Origin of the sequence: Streptomyces sp. WAC 06738 (genome assembly GCF_003945505.1) — a bacterium.
Taxonomy (GTDB): domain Bacteria; phylum Actinomycetota; class Actinomycetes; order Streptomycetales; family Streptomycetaceae; genus Streptomyces.
Map to the genome: position 1 here is coordinate 8,182,943 of NZ_CP029618.1, position 15,950 is coordinate 8,198,892.

Consider the following 15,950-nt stretch of genomic DNA (forward strand, 5'->3'; position numbering starts at 1 on the left):
CGGGGATGGGGCGGGACAAAGGGGTTCGTGGGGGCGGTGCGGATGTCAGCGGGCCGGCACCGCCTGGACGGTGCCGGTGTGCCGGGCGCGCTCCGCGGCGAACGCGGCGAGATGGCTGCCGAGCGACGCGGCGGTGCCGGAGCGCAGCACGCCCGAATCGCCGGTGGCGACGGCCCGTACGAAGGCGTCCATCAGGCCGGCGTCGCCGCCGCCGTGGCCGTCGGCCGCGTTGGAGCCGGCGGCGCCGACGGTGCGCACGGTGGTCTCGCCGGTGCGGAAGTCCTGCACGGTGACGCTCTCGCCGTCGCCGCGCAGCCAGCCGTGGGAGCCGAAGACGCGGGTCTGGCGGTGCGTCTGCTCGGTGAAGGCGACCATCTGGAAGGTGGCGGTGACCCCGCCGGACAGCAGCATCGCGAGGACCTGGTGGTCGACGACGTCGTTGTCCGCGCGGTAGGCGCACACCCCGTACGGGCCCGTGCGCAGCGCCTGGAGCAGCCCGGCCTCGTCGGTGGGGCCCGTCGCGCCGGTGACGTGGGTGACCGGCCAGACCGCGCCCTTCTCGCGCAGCACCGGCAGGTAGAGCTTCTGCGCGCTGTACGGGCAGTCCGCCTCGGCGGCGCAGTCCGTGCAGCGCTCCCCGGCACCGGCCGGGGCGTTCTCGGGACGGAAGTGCTTGAGCCCGCCGAAACCGGTGACCTGCTCGATGCGGGCGCCGGTGACGTACGCGATCCAGTCCAGGTCGTGGCAGGACTTGGCCAGCAGCATCGGCGAGGACAGCTCCTCCTTGCGCCACGGGCCGCGCACGTAGCTGTGCGCGTAGTGCCACCAGCCGACCGGCTCCAGATGGTCCAGCGAGACCAGCTCGCCGAGCACGCCGGAGTCGACGACCTCCTTCACCAGGTCGGTGTACGGCATGTAGCGCATGACGTGGCAGACCGCGAAGAGCACGCCCGCCCGCTCGACGCCCTCGACGATGCGCCGGGTCTCCTCCTCGGTGGGCGCGAGGGGCTTCTCCGCCAGGACCGCATAGCCGGCCCCGGCGAAGGCGAGCACCGGGTCGACGTGGTCGCGGTCCTGGGTGGCGACCACGACCGCGTCGGCCTCCACCCCGGCCGCGGCGAGCGCGCGCCAGTCGGCGAACTCGCGCGGCGCGCCCACCGCCGCCCGGGCGGCCGGGTCCGGGTCGGCGACCGCGACCAGCTCGGCCCGCTCCGGGTGCGCCCGCACCCAGTCGGCGTATGTGCGCCCGCGGTTCCCGGCGCCGGCGACGGCGACGCGGACGGGCCTGGCGGTGATCGGGGGATGCGTGGACACGGCGACTCCTGTGCTGGGTACGGGCGGTCGGGGGTGCGGGGGAGAGGTCAGAGCCGCAGGTTGCCCGCGGTGTGGACGACGCGGTCGCCCTCGTCCGGCAGCGCCGTCCGCGTCACGCCGTCCTCGACGCAGCCGGCGTGCAGCAGGTGCGCGCCGGCGTCCGCGAAGGCGGCGGGCGCCAGTTCCAGCCGGCCGCCGGTGAAGGTGCAGCCCTGCGCCCGGTAGCGGTTGACGCCGCCGTCGAGCGCGATGTGCGCGGTGCCGTCCGCCGCGGTGGCGTCGACGCCCGTCAACTGCCAGGTCACGGTGTGGTCCCCGCCGCCGCGCGAGAGGAGCGCGCCCGCCTTGTTGGTGCCCGAGAGCCGCGCGCCGTCCAGGCGCAGCCGCTGCCCGCCCGCGCCGGTCAGCCTGATCCCGGTGTCGGTGAACACCCCGCCCTCGACGGCGATGTCGGCGTGCGCGTACGAGACGGGCTCCGCGCCGGGGGCGCCGGTGACCCGGCAGTGGTCGAGGACCAGCGGTCCGGTGCCGCGGAACGCCGCGCCCCCGGCGCCGTCGAGCACGACGCGCTCCAGCGTCAGCGCGGCCTTCACCCCGGGGGCGGTGATCTCGGCGCCGGGCGCGAAGGAGAACGCGGAGTCGGCGATGACGTTCGGCCGGGCGGAACGGTCGGACGCCTGGGAGACGATCAGCGGGCCGCTGGCCGTACAGCCGCGCATCTGCACGCCGTCGGCGTTCACCCACAGCATCCCCGAGCCGTCCAGGGACTCCTTGCCGATGACGGTGACGTCCTCCAGCGTCAGGTCGGTGACCTTGACGCGGGCGACGAACCAGGAGCACACGTGCCGGCGGACGGTGATCCGCTTGGCCGCGCCGCCCCAGGCGGCACCGGAGTTGGCGAACGTCATCAGGCCGGAGTTGCCGGTGTAGACGAGGTCGTGCTCGAACTGGCCGTGGGTGACGAACGGGCCCTGGTCGTCGCCGTCGCCGTGGCAGTTGGTGACGTAGCAGTAGGCGGAGGCGGTGAAGTCGTTGAGGTGGCGGGCGTTGGAGGTGCGGCAGTCCGTGACGTGCCCGTAGAGGCAGTAGATCTGCTGGGTGAGGTAGCCCGCGCCGCCGTAGGTGACGGACCTCGGGTTGGCCAGGGTGCAGTTCTCGGTACGGAACCGGGTGCACCAGCGGCGCATGACGACGGGCCAGAAGGTGCCGGTCGCCTCGATGCCGGAGACGTCGCAGCCGACGGCGTACTCGTACGCCACCGGGTGCGAACCGGTGTACTGGTCGTCGCCTGCGCCCTCGAAGACGAGGTTGCGCACGTGCGCCCGCTGCACGGGCTCGACCCGGGTCCAGGTCAGCGTGCGCCCGGCGGCCAGCGGCCAGCCGGTCTGGTAGCCGACGCGGATGTGCGTGCCGTCGACGATCCCGGTGACCTGGACGAGCCGCTGGATCTCCTTCTCGTACTTCCCGGACCCGGCGGCGTCGGATTCCACCGCCCACCACTGGCCGACGCCGAACGCGCCGGAGTCGCCGACCTCGTACACATCGGACAGCTCGGGCAGTCCGGCCCCGAGCCGGTGTTCGTGGACGGTGTCCGTGACCTTGCCGCGGAAGAAGAGCACCGCGCCGAAGGGGTTGTCGTGGCCGTTCTCCTCGATGCCCTCGGTGAGCATCCGGTTGCCGCCGAAGTCCAGCTCGATGTCCGAGCGGTCCGTGGTGTGGCGGCGGGTGAAGAGCAGGTCGGTATGGGCCTCGATGCGGTGGATGCTCTTGTCGGCGAGCATCGTGTCCAGCGCGTCGTCGGCCGGGCGGCCGGGGCCGGAGTGGCCGTAGTCGCGGAAGTCCGCGACACCGCCCGGGCGGCGGCCGTTGCTGCCGTCGGCGCCGCGCGCGGGGGCGGCCTGGGCGGTGCCGGCGGAGGCCGCGGCGGCACCGGCGGCGGCCAGGCCGGCCAGACCGGTGACGCGCAGCATGCTGCGGCGGGCGGTGCTCGGGTGCTGCGGAACGCTCATGGCGGACTTCGCCTTCCGAGAAGGTCCGGATCGTGAGAAGCGTTCCTGCGGTGACTGCCGTGACGGCGGATGGCCTTGCGGACCGCGGGCCGCCGGCGGGGCCGGTGGCCGGTCCCGGGCGTGAAGGGCAGGCGCCGGGGACGGGTCCAGTGCATGTCGCGCCGGTGACCGTGAGGTCGCGGCGGTTGGCTGGAAAGGTACGGCCGCCCCCGCCGATCGGTCAAGGGCCGATTTCCGCGGGCCGGCCTCCGGATGGCCGGGCGGGTGCGCTAGCGGACGGCCGCCCGGGGTGCCGCGCCGGGTGCGTCGCCGTCCTCTCCCGGCCAGCCCAGCTCGCGGCTGATCCGGTGGGCCGCGTCCCGTACCTCGCCGCCCAACTCCTGGTAGCGCCAGGCCGGGAGGCCGAGCTTGAGGCCGGTGATGCTGACCGCACCGGCGCAGGCGCCGCGGTCGTCCCGTACCGGCGCGCCGATGCAGATGATGCCCTCCGCGTCCTCCTCGTCGTCCAGCGCGTAGCCGACGCGGGCGATGTCGCGCAGATGGGCCAGGAACGTGTCCGGGTCGGTGATCGTCCTGCCGGTGCGCCGCGGCAGGCCGTGCCGCTCGATCACGGCCGCCGCCTCCGCCTCGGGCATCGCCGACAGCAGGGCCTTGCCCAGGCCCGTGCAGTGGGGGAGTTCGCGTTCGCCCATGCGCAGGTCGAGCCGGACGCGGTGGTCGACCTCGACCTGGTCCACGACGACGGCGAGGCCGCCTTCGGGCACGGCGACGCGGGAGGCCATGCCGGTACGGGCGCTGAGGTCGCGCAGCACCGGGTGGGCCAGCCGGCGGAGCGAGACCTGGGACCTGGCGCGGTCGCCGAGCCGGGCCAGCCCCATGCCGAGCCGGTAGCGCCGGCTCATGCCCTCGCCGTCGTCCGAGACCAGGCCGAAGGCGCGCAGCGTCTGCAGGGTGCCGAACGCCGTGCTCTTGGAGACGCCGCACCGCTGGGCGACCTCCGTGACGCTCAGCCCGTCGCCGGGCGGCGGGCTCGCCAGGGCCTCCAGGATCTCGGCCGCCCGCCCCACGCTCTTCACCCAGTACTTCGGCTGGTCGGCATCCGTTCTGTTCGTCATGACCGAACAGCTTAGGGGGTGAGGTCGGGGTTCCGTCGAGTCCAAGGGGTTGACCGGCGCATTTTTCGGCCGTAGAGTCTGGCCCTGTTCGGTAAGACAGAACGGTGTTCGGAAAATACTCAACTCGCCGTTCGGGACTCACCGTTCGTACGACCTTCCTGCGACGACTGCCGGGCGGATGGCGCCAGGGTTCACGGGCCGGGCAGGGCCCGTGGAACCGAGACACTCGACGCAAGGAGCACGCACCATGAGCCCAGGCCCGGACGTCACCACCGCCGGAGCCGGAGCAGCCCTCGCCGAGCGCGCCCAGCGGGTCGTGCCCGGCGGGGTGAACAGCGGCCAGCGCAGCATCCCGGGCCTGCCCGGACTCGTCGTCGCCGGCACCGGCGGCGCCCGCTTCCGCACCGCGGACGGGGCCGAGTTCACCGACTACCACGCGGCCTTCGGCCCGCCGCTCCTCGGCCACAACGACCCCGACGTGGCCCGCGCCGCCGCCGAGGCCGGCGCCGCGCTCGGCCACATGGGCGTCGGGGTGACCGAGGGCGAGATCGAACTCGCCGAGGAGCTCTGCGCGCTGGTGCCCTCGCTGGAGAAGGTGCTGCTCACCAGCACGGGCAGCGAGGCGACGTTCCACGCGCTGCGCGTCGCCAGGGCCGCCACCGGACGCCGGCTGGTGGTGAAGTTCCAGGGCTGCTACCACGGCTGGCACGACGCGGTCAGCCTCAACGTGATCTCCGCTCCCGACCGCGTCGGCGGCCACGACCCGATCTCGGCCGGCATCCTGCCCGAGGTCCTCGACGCCACCCTGGTGCTGCCCTTCAACGACAGCGCCGCAGTGCGCCGCTGCTTCGCCGAGCACGGCGCCGACATCGCCGCCGTCATCGTCGAGCCCGTACCGCACAACGTCGGCGCGCTCCTGCCGCACCGGGAGTTCCTCACCACGCTGCGTGAGGAGACCGCCAGGGCGGGCAGCGTGCTCGTCTTCGACGAGGTCATCACCGGCGTCCGCCACGATCTCGGCGGCTGGCAGCGGATCTCCGGCGTCACCCCCGACCTCACCACCCTCGGCAAGGCCATCGCCAACGGCGCCCCCGCCGGGGCCATCGGCGGCCGGGCCGACCTCATGGAGCTCTTCTCCACCCGCCCCGGCGCCCCCGCGTTCTTCGCCGGCACGTACAACGGGCACCCCTCCGTCGTCGCCGCCGCACTCGCCACGCTGAAGAAGCTGCGCGAAGAGCCGGTCCACGACCACGTCTTCCGGCTGGGCGAGCGGGTACGCACCGGGCTGCGCACCGTCTACGCGCGCCTCGGCGTGCCCGTCGCCGTCACCGGCTACGGCTCCGTCTTCGTCACGTACTTCATGCCGGGCTACGACGGCGGCACCGCCGGCGCCGAGGTCCCCGCCCCGCGGACGTACAGCGATCTGCTCGCCAACGACGCGGCACTCTTCGTCGGCTACCGGCGCCGGCTGCTGGAGCACGGGATCTTCGAGCTGCCGCTGAACCTCAAGCGCAGCCACCTCTCCTACGCGCACACCGACGCCGACGTCGACCGGCTGCTGGAGGCCACCGAGGCCGCCGTCACCGCCGCGCTCGCCGACGGCGGCGCCCGCGACCTGGAGCACGCCTCCACCATGGGCGGCACCGCCCCGGCCGCCGCCGGGCGGCGGGAAGAGGCGGGCCGCTGATGCTCACCGTCGACACCACCCGCCCCACCGGACCCGCCGGCCGGATCAGCCGCGTCGAGACGCTGATGCTCGGCACCGCCTGGCGCGACTTCGGCTACGTCCGCGTGCACACCGACGAGGGCCTGTCCGGCGTCGGCGAGATCACCCACCCGTACCGCGGCCGCGAGGTCTGCGCGCTCGCCGAGGCGATGTCCCGCCGCCATCTGCTGGGCGCCGATCCGTTCGACGTCGAGGAGATCTGGCTCCGGCTGCACCAGGGCGACTTCCTGCGCGGCGGCGACGTCGGCGGCATCGTCCTGTCCGGCCTCGACCAGGCGCTCTACGACCTCATGGGCAAGGCCCTCGGCGTGCCCGCCTACCGCCTCACCGGCGGCGCCTGCCGCGACGGCGTCCCCGTCTACGCCAACGGCTGGTACGACGGCGAACGCGACCCCGAGGTCTTCGCCGCCAAGGCCCGCGCGACCGTCGCCAAGGGCTACGGCGCGCTGAAGTTCGACCCCTTCGGCTCCGGGCTGCACGACCTGAGCCCCGCGGAACTGCGCCGCTCCGTCGGCCTCGTCGCCGCCGTCCGCGAGGCGATAGGACCCGACGTCGAGCTCTTCATCGAGGGCCATGCCCGCTTCGCCATGCCCACCGCGGTGCGGCTGCTGCACGAGCTGGAGCCCTACGGCATCGGCTGGCTGGAGGAGCCGCTGCCCTGGACGCACATCGAGCGCTACGCCGAGCTGCGGCAGCGGGCGTCCTTCCCCCTCGCCGGCGGCGAGCACTTCCACGACCGCTACGAGTACAAGCAGCTCTTCGCCACCCACGCCGTCGACATCGTGCAGCCCGACCTGTCCATGGCCGGCGGCCTCACCGAGGTGCGCAAGATCGCGGCCATCGCCGACGCACACGGCATGCTCGTCGCCCCGCACAACTCCAACTCGCCGCTGTGCACCACCGTCTCCGTACATGCGGCGCTCGGCATCCCCAACCTCAAGGTGCTGGAGACCTTCGACGGCCTGCTGGAGCCCTACGTCTTCGAGGCCCTGCGCGGCACGCTGCCCATCGCGGGCGGCCGTATCGGCCTGCCCACGGCACCCGGCCTCGGCGTCGAGCTGGCCGACGAGGTCTTCGCCGAGCACCCGCCCACCCACCGCTTCTGGAACATGTTCGAGGACGGCTGGGAGAAGCGGGACAGGAGCGCATCGGCATGATCACCGACGTCCACTCCCATCTCTTCCGGCCCGGCACGGACTTCGACGACGGGTTCCGCACCGAGGCCGCCCGCGCCCACGCCGGGGAGGTGGACCTCACGGTGCGCTGGGAGGAGTACGCGGCCGCCGCCCCCGACGACACCCGCACCATCGTCGTCGGGGGCAAGGCCCGGCGCAGCGGGCTGTGGGTCGACGACGCCGCGGTGGCCGCGTACACCGCGGCGCACCCCGGCCGGCTCGTCGGCTACCTCTCCCTCGACCCCACCCAGCCCGGCTGGCGGGACGAACTGCGCCACGGCCACCAGGAGCTGGGGCTGCGCGGCATCAAACTGATGCCCATGTACGCGGGCTTCGACCCCGCCGCCGAGGAGTACGACGACCTCTTCGGCTACGCCGAACGCCACGGCCTGCCGCTGCTGGTCCACACCGGCACGACGTTCGTCTCGGCCGCCCCGCTGGAGTACGCGATGCCCCGGCACCTCGACGCCGTCGCCATCCGCCACCCCGGGCTGCGCATGGTCCTCGCCCACCTCGGCCACCCCTTCGAGGGCGAGTGCCTGGCAGTCATCCGCAAACACCCGCACGTCTACGCGGACGTCAGCGCCCTGCACTACCGGCCGTTCCAGCTCTGGCACAGCCTGCGCCTCGCACAGGACTACGGCGTCTGGCACAAGCTGCTCTTCGGCAGCGACTACCCCTTCACCACGGTCGACGCCTCGGTCGCCGGACTGCGGGAGATCGCCCGGATCCCGGGGATCCCCGGGCTGCCGCCACTGGACCGGGACGAGGTGGAGAAGCTGATCCACCGGCCGGCCCTCGACCTGCTGGGGCTCTCGTGACCGGGGCGGGGGAGCGGCGGCCCGGGGCGGGGGACCGGGCCTCCGGCCGGTTCGACCTCACCGGGCGCACGGCCGTCGTCACCGGCGCCGCCCGCGGCCTCGGCCGCGCCTTCGCCACCGGGCTCGCCGAGGCGGGCGCCGACCTGGTGCTCGTCGACCTGCCGGACGCCCCCGGGCTGGCGGAGACGGCCGCGGCGGTACGGGCCCACGGCCGGCGGGTGCGGACGTACGGGCAGGATCTCGCGCGCACCGGCGAGCTGGCCGGGCTCGCCGACCGGATCCGCGCGGCGGCCGGCCCGGTGGACATCCTGGTCAACAACGCGGGCACCGCGGCCCTGGAGCGCTTCAACGAGATCACCCCGGAGAGCTGGTCGCACGTCATGCGGGTGAACGCCGACGCGGTGTTCTTCCTCTCCCAGCGGCTCGCCGAGCACATGGCCGCCGACCGGGTGCCCGGCCGGATCATCACCGTCACCTCGAAGAACGCGCTCGTCGCCGAGGCGGGACTGGCCCACTACAACGCCGCCAAGGCCGCCGCCCAACTGCTCACCGAGACGCTGGCGGTGGAGCTGGCGCCGCACGGCATCACCGCCAACACGCTGGCACCCGGCATGGTCGACACGCCCATCGACGGCGAGTTCCCGCTGGAGCGCGAGGGGTTCGAGGCCGCGTACCGCGAGCGGATCCCGCTCGGCCGCTACGCCCGGCCCGAGGAGTGCGTCGGCGCGCTGCTGCTGCTCGCCTCGGACGCCGGGGCGTACCTCACCGGCGCCAGGATCGTCGTCGACGGCGGGGTGCTCGCCGACCAGATGCCGCGGATGCGCTTCATGCCCCCGTACCGCAGCAGCCTGCCCCCGGACGACGGCGCGGACGACGGCGCCGGGGCCGGATGACCGGGAAGGTCAGTCCCCGGTCAGCGGGAGGAACGCCGGCCGGGCGCGCTTCGGCGGCAAGTACACCTCCGGCAGGTCCACTTCGGGGAGCGTGACCTCCGGTCCCAGCGCGAAGCCCTCGCGGCGCAGCCGGTCGATCGCGGGCCCGTTGCCCGCGTCCGGCTCGGCCACCAGCCGCCGCGCGCCCGCCGCCGCGGCCCAGCCGGTGATCACCCGCATCAGCGCGGCCGTGAAACCGCGCTCCGCCGCGCCGGCCGCGGGGCCGATCAGCAGGTGGATGCCGAGGTCGCCGGGCTCGGCGGGGTAGCACTCCGAGACCCGGTCGGCGGCCGGTTCGTACGTCTGCACCAGCGCGACCGGCGCGCCGTCGCGCAGCAGCAGGTGGGCGTGGTGGGTGGGGAGGGTGTCCATGTGCGCGTAGACGTCGCGGACCTGGGTGCGGGACAGCCCGGCCATGCCCCAGAAGCGGGCCCGCTCCGCGGTGACCCAGCCGTGCAGCAGGGCCGCGTCCGCGTCCGGGACGACCGGCACGACGCGCACCGTGCCGAAGCCGTCCACCCGCTGCTCGTGGCGCGGCGTCCGGTCGCGGGGCGCGGGATCAGCGGTCGCCATGGGACTCCTTGAGGGCCTGCCAGTCGGTGAGTACGGGGATCAGCTCGCCGCGCCGCCAGGGCGCGAGCTGGTCGAGGTGGTGCGGGGCGCCGGGGACGCCGCAGGCGCCGAACGGCACCACCCAGCGGCTCTCCTCGCGGCGGGCGACGTCCCAGACGTAGCGGGCGGCGGGGCCGCGGGCGCACAGGTCGGTGACGCCGGGGACGGCGGCGGTGGCCAGCACGCAGTCGTGGTCGCCGGCCAGCCCGGGCCACGGCTCGCCGGGGCCGCCGGGGTCCCCGGAGGCGCCCGTGCCGCCGGGCAGCGCCTGCCAGGGCGCAAGACGGTGCGCCTCGCCCCAGGTCGCGGGGGCGTCCGGCGCCGCGGCGAGCTGCGCGGCGGCCTCCTCCGCGGCGGCCCGCACCAGGGCGGGCCGGTCGATCTCCGGCAGCCGGTCGGTGGTGAGCAGGCTGCCCAGCGCGTACCCGATCCGGGTGCGCAGGTCCAGCCAGGGCCGCAGCAATGCGGGGTACGGGGGCGGGTCGGCCAGCGGCGCCAGCGCGGGGTGCGCGGCCAGGGCCCGGACGACGGCGGAGCGCAGCCGCGCGTACGCAAGCGCGTCGGTGCTCTCCGCCGCCATCCGCAGATCCCAGCGGAGCAGCCGGTCGCGCAACTGGGCGGCGGCGGGGCCGAGTCCATCGAGCCCGGCGAGCAGGTCCAGCAGCGGCCGGGCCGCGGCGTTGAGGGTGTCGGTGTGGACGGCGGCCATGTCCCCGGCGCGCCAGGACGCGCCGCCGGCGAGCAGTTCGCGGATGCGCTCCGCGCGGTACGGCGGGGCGAACTCGGCGCCGAACGGGGCGGCCGCGCCGCGCTCGTTGGCCATCACCGCGATCCCGCCGGCCACCGGCACCGACGGCATCGGCCCGTGCCGCCCGCGCCACGCGTACGCCGCCTCCCACGCCGGTACGACGCCGCGCAGGTTGGCCTCGTCGCGTACCGGCACCGTCCCGGCGACCCGGTGCAGCAGCCCGCCCGCGGTGTCGGCGGCCAGCACCACGTTGACCGGCTCGACCCAGCGGTCCAGCGCCGCGTCCACGTCGCCGACCTCGCGGGCCCTGAGCAGCGCGGGCAGCGCGGTGAAGCCCAGCTCACCGTAGACCCGCGGCGGGTACCGCAGGCTCAGTGCCTCCCACTCGCCGTCCGCCGCGCTCCCCGGCACCTCGGCGATCACCGGGCCGCGGCCGGTCTCGACCACCTCGACGCCGGTGGCCGCCGCGCCCGCGACCTCGACGGTCTCGGTGTGCGCCGCGGTGGGCCGCCAGCCGTCGGGGCCCAGCGCCTCGATCCGGCCCGCGCGGCGGCGCAGCCGCTCGCGGTAGAGGTCCTGGTAGTCGGCCATCGCGTTGGTGATGGCCCAGGCGACGCCGCCGGCGTGGCCGAAGTGCGGCAGCCCGGGGACGCCGGGGACGGCGAAGCCGACGACGTCGTACTCCGGGCAGGCCAGATGGATCTGCTGGTAGACGCCGGGGTTCTCGATGAACCGGTGCGGGTCCCCGGCGATCAGCGCGCCGCCGTCCGCGGTGCGCTCGCCGGAGACCAGCCAGCCGTTGCTGCCCGCGGTGCCGGGGCCGTCCGTGGCGAAGAGGTCCACCGCCCCGGCGCCCAGGTGCCCGGCGACCATCAGGCGCCACAGCTTGGCGGGGAAGCCGGCGAAAAGGATGTGGGTGGAGAGCCACACGGCCAGCGGCGTCCACGGCGACCAGCGGCCGGGCGCGAGGCCCGTGGCCGCGAACTCCGGGGCCCGTGCGGCGCCTTCGGCGAGCCCGGCGTTGACCCCGTCGACGTACGACGACACCCAGCCGGCCGTCTCGCGGTCCTCCTTGGCCAGGCGGCGGAAGCAGCGGCGCGCGGTGTCGTCCAGCCGGACCCGGCGGGCGAAGACGTCCCATTCGCGGGCCGCCTCGCCCAGGAAGGCCGCGGAGGTACCGGCGGCGCGGTGGCGTTCGACCTCCAGTTGCCAGCCGCGGTCGAAGGCGGCGTTGTGCCCCTGGGCGTAGGCGAGTTCGCGGTGGCCGGCGGCGCGGATGTGGGGGATGCCCCAGGAGTCGCGGTACACCTCGATGCCCAACGCCGTCGCCACCCCTCGCTCGAAGAAACTTAGGGCAGCCTAACCAAAGAAGTCGGGTGGGGCGCGGTCGGGGGTCCGCGCCCCACCCGGTCGGGGGGCTGCCTCAGTCTCGGATGAGGGCCGTCGGGGGGCCGTACCTCATCCGGACGAGGGGCCGCCCGGGCTCTCGTCCGCGGATGCGAGCTCGCGGGACCCGCTGCCGGCCGGCAGCTCCGCGTGCTCGTGGTCGTGTGCGACCGCGCGGTATTCCTCGATGGTCGGCTTCGGTATGTGCGTGTGGGGGCCGAACATGGCGTGCGCCAGCTTGGCCCGCACCCGGTTGGTGATGCCGGCCGGCGGCCGGCGGACGCCGTTGGCGTCGGTCTCCGGGCCGAGTTCGTACGGCTGCGGCTGCTCGTGCGAGGTGAGCTTGTGGAGCTCCGCCTGCGACAGCGGCTCGTGCACCTCGATGTACTCGCCGTGCGGCAGCCGCTTGATCATGCCGGTCTCGCGGCCGTGCAGCACCTTGTCGCGGTCGCGCCGCTGCAGCGCCAGGCAGATGCGCTTGGTGAGGATGAAGGTGAGCACGGGCACCACGAACACCGCGATCCGCAGCGCCCAGGTGACGTTGTTCACCGAGACGTGGAAGTGCGTGGCGAAGATGTCGTTGCCGCCGCCGATGAGGAACAGGGCGTACAGCGACAGCCACGAGGCGCCGAGCGCCGTCCGCACGGGCACGTTGCGCGGCCGCTGGAGCAGGTGGTGCTCCCGCTTGTCTCCGGTGACCCACGCCTCGATGAACGGGTACGCGCCGATGACGACCAGCATGAGCGGGAAGAGGGCGATCGGGATGAACACCCCGAGCGAGAGCGTGTGGCCCCAGGCGTTGATCTCCCAGCCGGGCATGATGCGCACCATGCCTTCGGCGAAGCCCAGGTACCAGTCCGGTTGGGCCCCTGTCGACACTTGGTCCGGCCGGTAGGGTCCCACGTTCCAGATCGGGTTGATGGACGCCACGGCCGCGATGATGCTGACGAGGCCGAAGACCAGGAAGAAGAACCCGCCCGCCTTGGCCACGTACACCGGCATGAACGGGGCGCCGACGACGTTCTTCTCGGTCTTCCCGGGACCGCCCCACTGCGTGTGCTTGTGGTAGAAGACCAGGATCAGGTGCGCCACCAGCAGGGCGAGCATCAGCCCTGGCAGCACCAGGATATGGAGCGCGTAGAAGCGCGGGATGATGTCGTGGCCCGGGAACTCGCCGCCGAAGAGGAAGAACGAGAGGTACGTTCCGATCACCGGCGTGGAGATCGTCGCGCCCTCCACGAACCGCAGGCCCGTACCGGAGAGCAGGTCGTCGGGGAGCGAGTACCCGAGCAGGCCCTCGAAGAGGCCGATGAAGAGCATCGTCCAGCCGAACACCCAGTTGATCTCACGCGGCTTGCGGAACGAGCCGGTGAAGAAGTGCCGCATCATGTGGACGAGCATGGCGACGACGAAGATGAGCGCGGCCCAGTGGTGGATCTGACGCACCAGCAGACCGCCGCGCACGTCGAACGAGATGTCCAGCGTGGAGGCGTACGCCTCGGACATCCGCACGCCGTTCAGGGGAGCGTACGAGCCGTCGTACACGACCTCGGTCATCGAGGGGTTGAAGAACAGCGTCAGGTAGACGCCCGTCAGGAGGATGACGATGAAGCTGTAGAGGCAGATCTCACCAAGGAGGAACGACCAGTGGTCAGGGAAGACCTTTCTCGCGTACTTACGCCCGGCGCCATGTATCCCGAGCCGGCCATCGGCCCAGTCCGCGAGGCGCTCGCCGGACTTCGCCCGGGTGGGCGGACGGGTGCCCATCGCGCCCTGCGATGAGTCTTCCGTCTGGGTTACGGACATGCGGTTGCTCCTGCCTCCCTGGTGCACTCCCACCTAAAGGACAGGAACAGGCGGCCGAATGTGACATGAAACGAGAAGGTGTGAGCCACATCACAGCGATGCTCAACTACCCGGAATCTCCTGCTCAGTCCAGACGACCTTGCCCCGGGGCGAGTACCGCACACCCCAGCGGTTCGCGAGCTGGGCGACGAGGAACAGCCCGCGCCCGCCCTCGTCGTAGCTCGTCGCGTGCCGCAGATGCGGCGAGACGTGACTGGTGTCGGAGACCTCGCAGGTGAGCACCGACTGCAGGATGAGCTTGAGCCCGATGGGGCCGGGCGCGTGCCGGACCGCGTTGGCGAGGAGTTCGCTGACGATGAGTTCGGTGGGCAGGGTCAGCTCCCGCAGCCCCCAGTCCGTGAGCCGCCTGCGCACCAGGTCGCGGGCGTCGGAGAGGGCGGAGTGGTCCACCGGCAGCCGTACGGAGACCACGCGGTCCGGCGGCAGTGCCCGGAGCCGGGCCGCCAGCAGCACGGCGTCGTCGCTCGGCCGGGAGGGCAGCAGGTCGCGTACGGCCGCGTCGCACAGGTCCTGCACCGGGCGCCCCGGGAGGGCGAGCGTACGGCGCAGCCGGGCCAGCGACTCCTCGGGCCGCTCGGGCAGCAGGCCGTTCGTGTAGAGCGCGAGCAGACTGCCCTCGGGCAGGTCGAGTTCCGCGCAGCCGAACGTGCCGGAGCCGCTGCCCAGCGCCGGGCCGGTCGCCGCCTCGACGATCTCGCTGCTGCCGTCCGTCCGGACGACGACCGGCGGCGGATGCCCGGCGAGCGCCAGCGTCACCCGCATGGCGATGGGGTCGTGCACGGCGTAGACGCACGTCGCCGCGGGCGCCGGCCGGTTGCGCTGCGGGTCGGCGAACGGGTCGGGCGGCTCCTGCATCAGCCGGGACACCAGCCCGTCCAGATGGGTCAGCAGCTCGTCCGGCGGCAGGTCGAGGCCGGCCATGGTGTCGATCGCCGAGCGCAGCCGGCCCATGGTCGCCGCGGCGTGCAGCCCGGTGCCGGTGACGTCCCCCACCACCAGCGCCACCCGGGCGCCGGACAGCCCGATGACGTCGAACCAGTCGCCGCCCGCGCCGCCGGTGCCGGGGAAGGTGCCCGGCACGTACGCCAGGCCCGCCTCGATCGCGCTGTTCTCCGGCAGGTGCGCGGGCAGCAGGCTGCGCTGGAGGGCGGAGGCGGTGGTGTGGGTGCGGGTCTGGCGGCGGGCGTTGTCGACGCTCACCGCCGCCAGTTCGGCGACCTCGGTGGCCAGTCGCAGGTCGGCGTCGTCGAAGGGGGTGGGGCGCTCGGAGCGGTAGAGGGTCACCAGGCCGAGGAGTGCGCCGCGCGCGGTCAGCGGCACGAGGATGAGCGAGTGCGCCTCGTCCGCGGCGTCGGGCAGGGTCACGGGCGCGCCCTGCCCGCCCGGGGGCCCGCTCGCGGGATCCGGCTCCGGTACGAGGTGCCCCCGGTCCCCGCTGCCGCCGACCGCCGGCTCGGGGTGCGCCGGGTGCTGGATGAGCCGCGGGCGCAGGTCCGTCAGCGCGCTGGACTGCGGCGAGGCGTACGGGTAGCGCACCTGCGCGCCGACGCCGTCCTCCTCCCGGTACGCCGACGGCGCCACCGCCGCCCGCCGCAGGGCCAGTTGCTCCACGCCCTGTGCGGGCGCCGACTGCTCGCCCCGCCACACCGAGTCGGCGATGTCGACCACCACCGCGTCCGCCAGGGCGGGCACGACGACCGCGGCCAGCTCCTGCGCCACCCGGCCGACGTCGAGCAGCGCGCCGATGCGTGCCTCCGCCGCGTACAGCAGCTCCAGCCGGGACCGGGCCCGGCGGCGCTCGGTGATGTCGCGGACATGGGCGAGCACGGCCACGAGGCCGCCGTCGCCGTCGTCGCCCCCCATCGGGTAGGCGGAGACCGACAGCACCCGGTCGCCGTCGCCGGCCATCCGCACCCCGCGCACCGGGTCGCCGGACGCGAGCACGTGCCGGAGCAGTTGCTGCAGCTCGGCCCCGTCGGCGACCGCCCCCACGTCCCGCGCGGCCGGTGCGCTGCGCTCCGTGCGGTCCCCGTCCTCCGCCGCCGGCTCCTCGGGCACTCCGGGGAGCAGGCGCGCGGAGGCGTTGGCGCGCAGCAGCCGCAGCTCGGAGTCGAAGACCAGCAGCGCGGAGCGCGCCCGGTCGAAGAGGGCGCCGAGCAGCAGCGCGTCGAGCTGCGCGTCGCGGGGCGCACTCGGATGGGCACCGGCCATGCCCCCAATCTCGCCTCCGCGCGGGGATCGCGCAT

11 protein-coding genes are annotated in these 15,950 nt (G+C 74.1%); 4 read left to right on the plus strand and 7 right to left on the minus strand.

Annotated elements, in window-relative coordinates; all coding sequences use genetic code 11:
- Positions 1–45: 45 nt before the first annotated feature.
- The 3 genes from DMB38_RS35430 to DMB38_RS35440 form a co-directional block, all read right to left on the minus strand.
- Positions 46–1,314, minus strand: a complete 1,269-nt coding sequence (locus tag DMB38_RS35430) for a Gfo/Idh/MocA family oxidoreductase (protein ID WP_125938626.1) — start codon at positions 1,312–1,314, stop codon at positions 46–48.
- Positions 1,315–1,361: 47 nt separating this feature from the next.
- Positions 1,362–3,284, minus strand: coding sequence for a peptidase C14 (locus tag DMB38_RS35435; protein ID WP_125939481.1), 1,923 nt, complete (start codon positions 3,282–3,284; stop codon positions 1,362–1,364).
- 308 nt (positions 3,285–3,592) lie between these two features.
- Entirely contained in the window at positions 3,593–4,438 is an 846-nt protein-coding gene (locus DMB38_RS35440) for an IclR family transcriptional regulator (protein WP_125938627.1), read from the minus strand.
- Positions 4,439–4,685: 247 nt separating this feature from the next.
- Between DMB38_RS35440 and DMB38_RS35445 the strand changes: the two genes are divergently transcribed.
- The 4 genes from DMB38_RS35445 to DMB38_RS35460 are packed head-to-tail and all read left to right on the plus strand — an operon-like array spanning position 4,686 to position 9,053.
- The gene (locus DMB38_RS35445; protein ID WP_125938628.1) at positions 4,686–6,125 is read left to right on the plus strand and encodes an aspartate aminotransferase family protein; all 1,440 of its coding nucleotides are present in this window, start codon (positions 4,686–4,688) and stop codon (positions 6,123–6,125) included.
- A complete protein-coding gene (locus DMB38_RS35450) occupies positions 6,125–7,321 on the plus strand; it encodes a mandelate racemase/muconate lactonizing enzyme family protein (protein WP_125938629.1) in 1,197 nt (398 codons plus the stop codon). The genes DMB38_RS35445 and DMB38_RS35450 overlap by 1 nt, the downstream gene beginning before the upstream one ends.
- Entirely contained in the window at positions 7,318–8,160 is an 843-nt protein-coding gene (locus DMB38_RS35455; RefSeq protein WP_125938630.1) for an amidohydrolase family protein, read from the plus strand. The genes DMB38_RS35450 and DMB38_RS35455 overlap by 4 nt, the downstream gene beginning before the upstream one ends.
- A complete protein-coding gene (locus tag DMB38_RS35460; RefSeq protein WP_125938631.1) occupies positions 8,157–9,053 on the plus strand; it encodes an SDR family oxidoreductase in 897 nt (298 codons plus the stop codon). The genes DMB38_RS35455 and DMB38_RS35460 overlap by 4 nt, the downstream gene beginning before the upstream one ends.
- Before the next feature lie 9 nt (positions 9,054–9,062).
- Here the strand turns inward: DMB38_RS35460 and DMB38_RS35465 are convergent, their stop codons facing one another.
- From DMB38_RS35465 to DMB38_RS35480, 4 genes are all read right to left on the minus strand, one after another.
- Entirely contained in the window at positions 9,063–9,665 is a 603-nt protein-coding gene (locus tag DMB38_RS35465; RefSeq protein ID WP_125938632.1) for a GNAT family N-acetyltransferase, read from the minus strand.
- Positions 9,652–11,772 carry a penicillin acylase family protein gene (locus DMB38_RS35470; RefSeq protein WP_125939482.1) on the minus strand — a complete coding sequence of 707 codons (2,121 nt, stop codon included), beginning with the start codon at positions 11,770–11,772 and terminating at the stop codon, positions 9,652–9,654. Before DMB38_RS35470 ends, DMB38_RS35465 begins: the two co-directional genes overlap by 14 nt.
- A 138-nt stretch (positions 11,773–11,910) precedes the next feature.
- Positions 11,911–13,605: a ubiquinol-cytochrome c reductase cytochrome b subunit gene (locus tag DMB38_RS35475; protein ID WP_125939483.1), complete on the minus strand. Its 1,695-nt coding sequence runs from the start codon at positions 13,603–13,605 to the stop codon at positions 11,911–11,913.
- Between the two features lie 141 nt (positions 13,606–13,746).
- Complete coding sequence (locus tag DMB38_RS35480; RefSeq protein WP_125938633.1) at positions 13,747–15,915, minus strand: SpoIIE family protein phosphatase; 2,169 nt, start codon at positions 15,913–15,915, stop codon at positions 13,747–13,749.
- Positions 15,916–15,950 lie beyond the last annotated feature (35 nt).

Coding starts and splice junctions, on each gene's coding strand:
- DMB38_RS35435 (WP_125939481.1), bottom strand. CDS start 3,284: ATGCTGCGCGTCACCGGTCTGGCCGGCCTGGCCGCCGCCGGTGCCGCC.
- DMB38_RS35445 (WP_125938628.1), top strand. CDS start 4,686: ATGAGCCCAGGCCCGGACGTCACCACCGCCGGAGCCGGAGCAGCCCTC.
- DMB38_RS35475 (WP_125939483.1), bottom strand. CDS start 13,605: ATGGGCACCCGTCCGCCCACCCGGGCGAAGTCCGGCGAGCGCCTCGCG.
- DMB38_RS35480 (WP_125938633.1), bottom strand. CDS start 15,915: ATGGCCGGTGCCCATCCGAGTGCGCCCCGCGACGCGCAGCTCGACGCG.
- DMB38_RS35465 (WP_125938632.1), bottom strand. CDS start 9,665: ATGGCGACCGCTGATCCCGCGCCCCGCGACCGGACGCCGCGCCACGAG.
- DMB38_RS35450 (WP_125938629.1), top strand. CDS start 6,125: ATGCTCACCGTCGACACCACCCGCCCCACCGGACCCGCCGGCCGGATC.
- DMB38_RS35455 (WP_125938630.1), top strand. CDS start 7,318: ATGATCACCGACGTCCACTCCCATCTCTTCCGGCCCGGCACGGACTTC.
- DMB38_RS35440 (WP_125938627.1), bottom strand. CDS start 4,438: ATGACGAACAGAACGGATGCCGACCAGCCGAAGTACTGGGTGAAGAGC.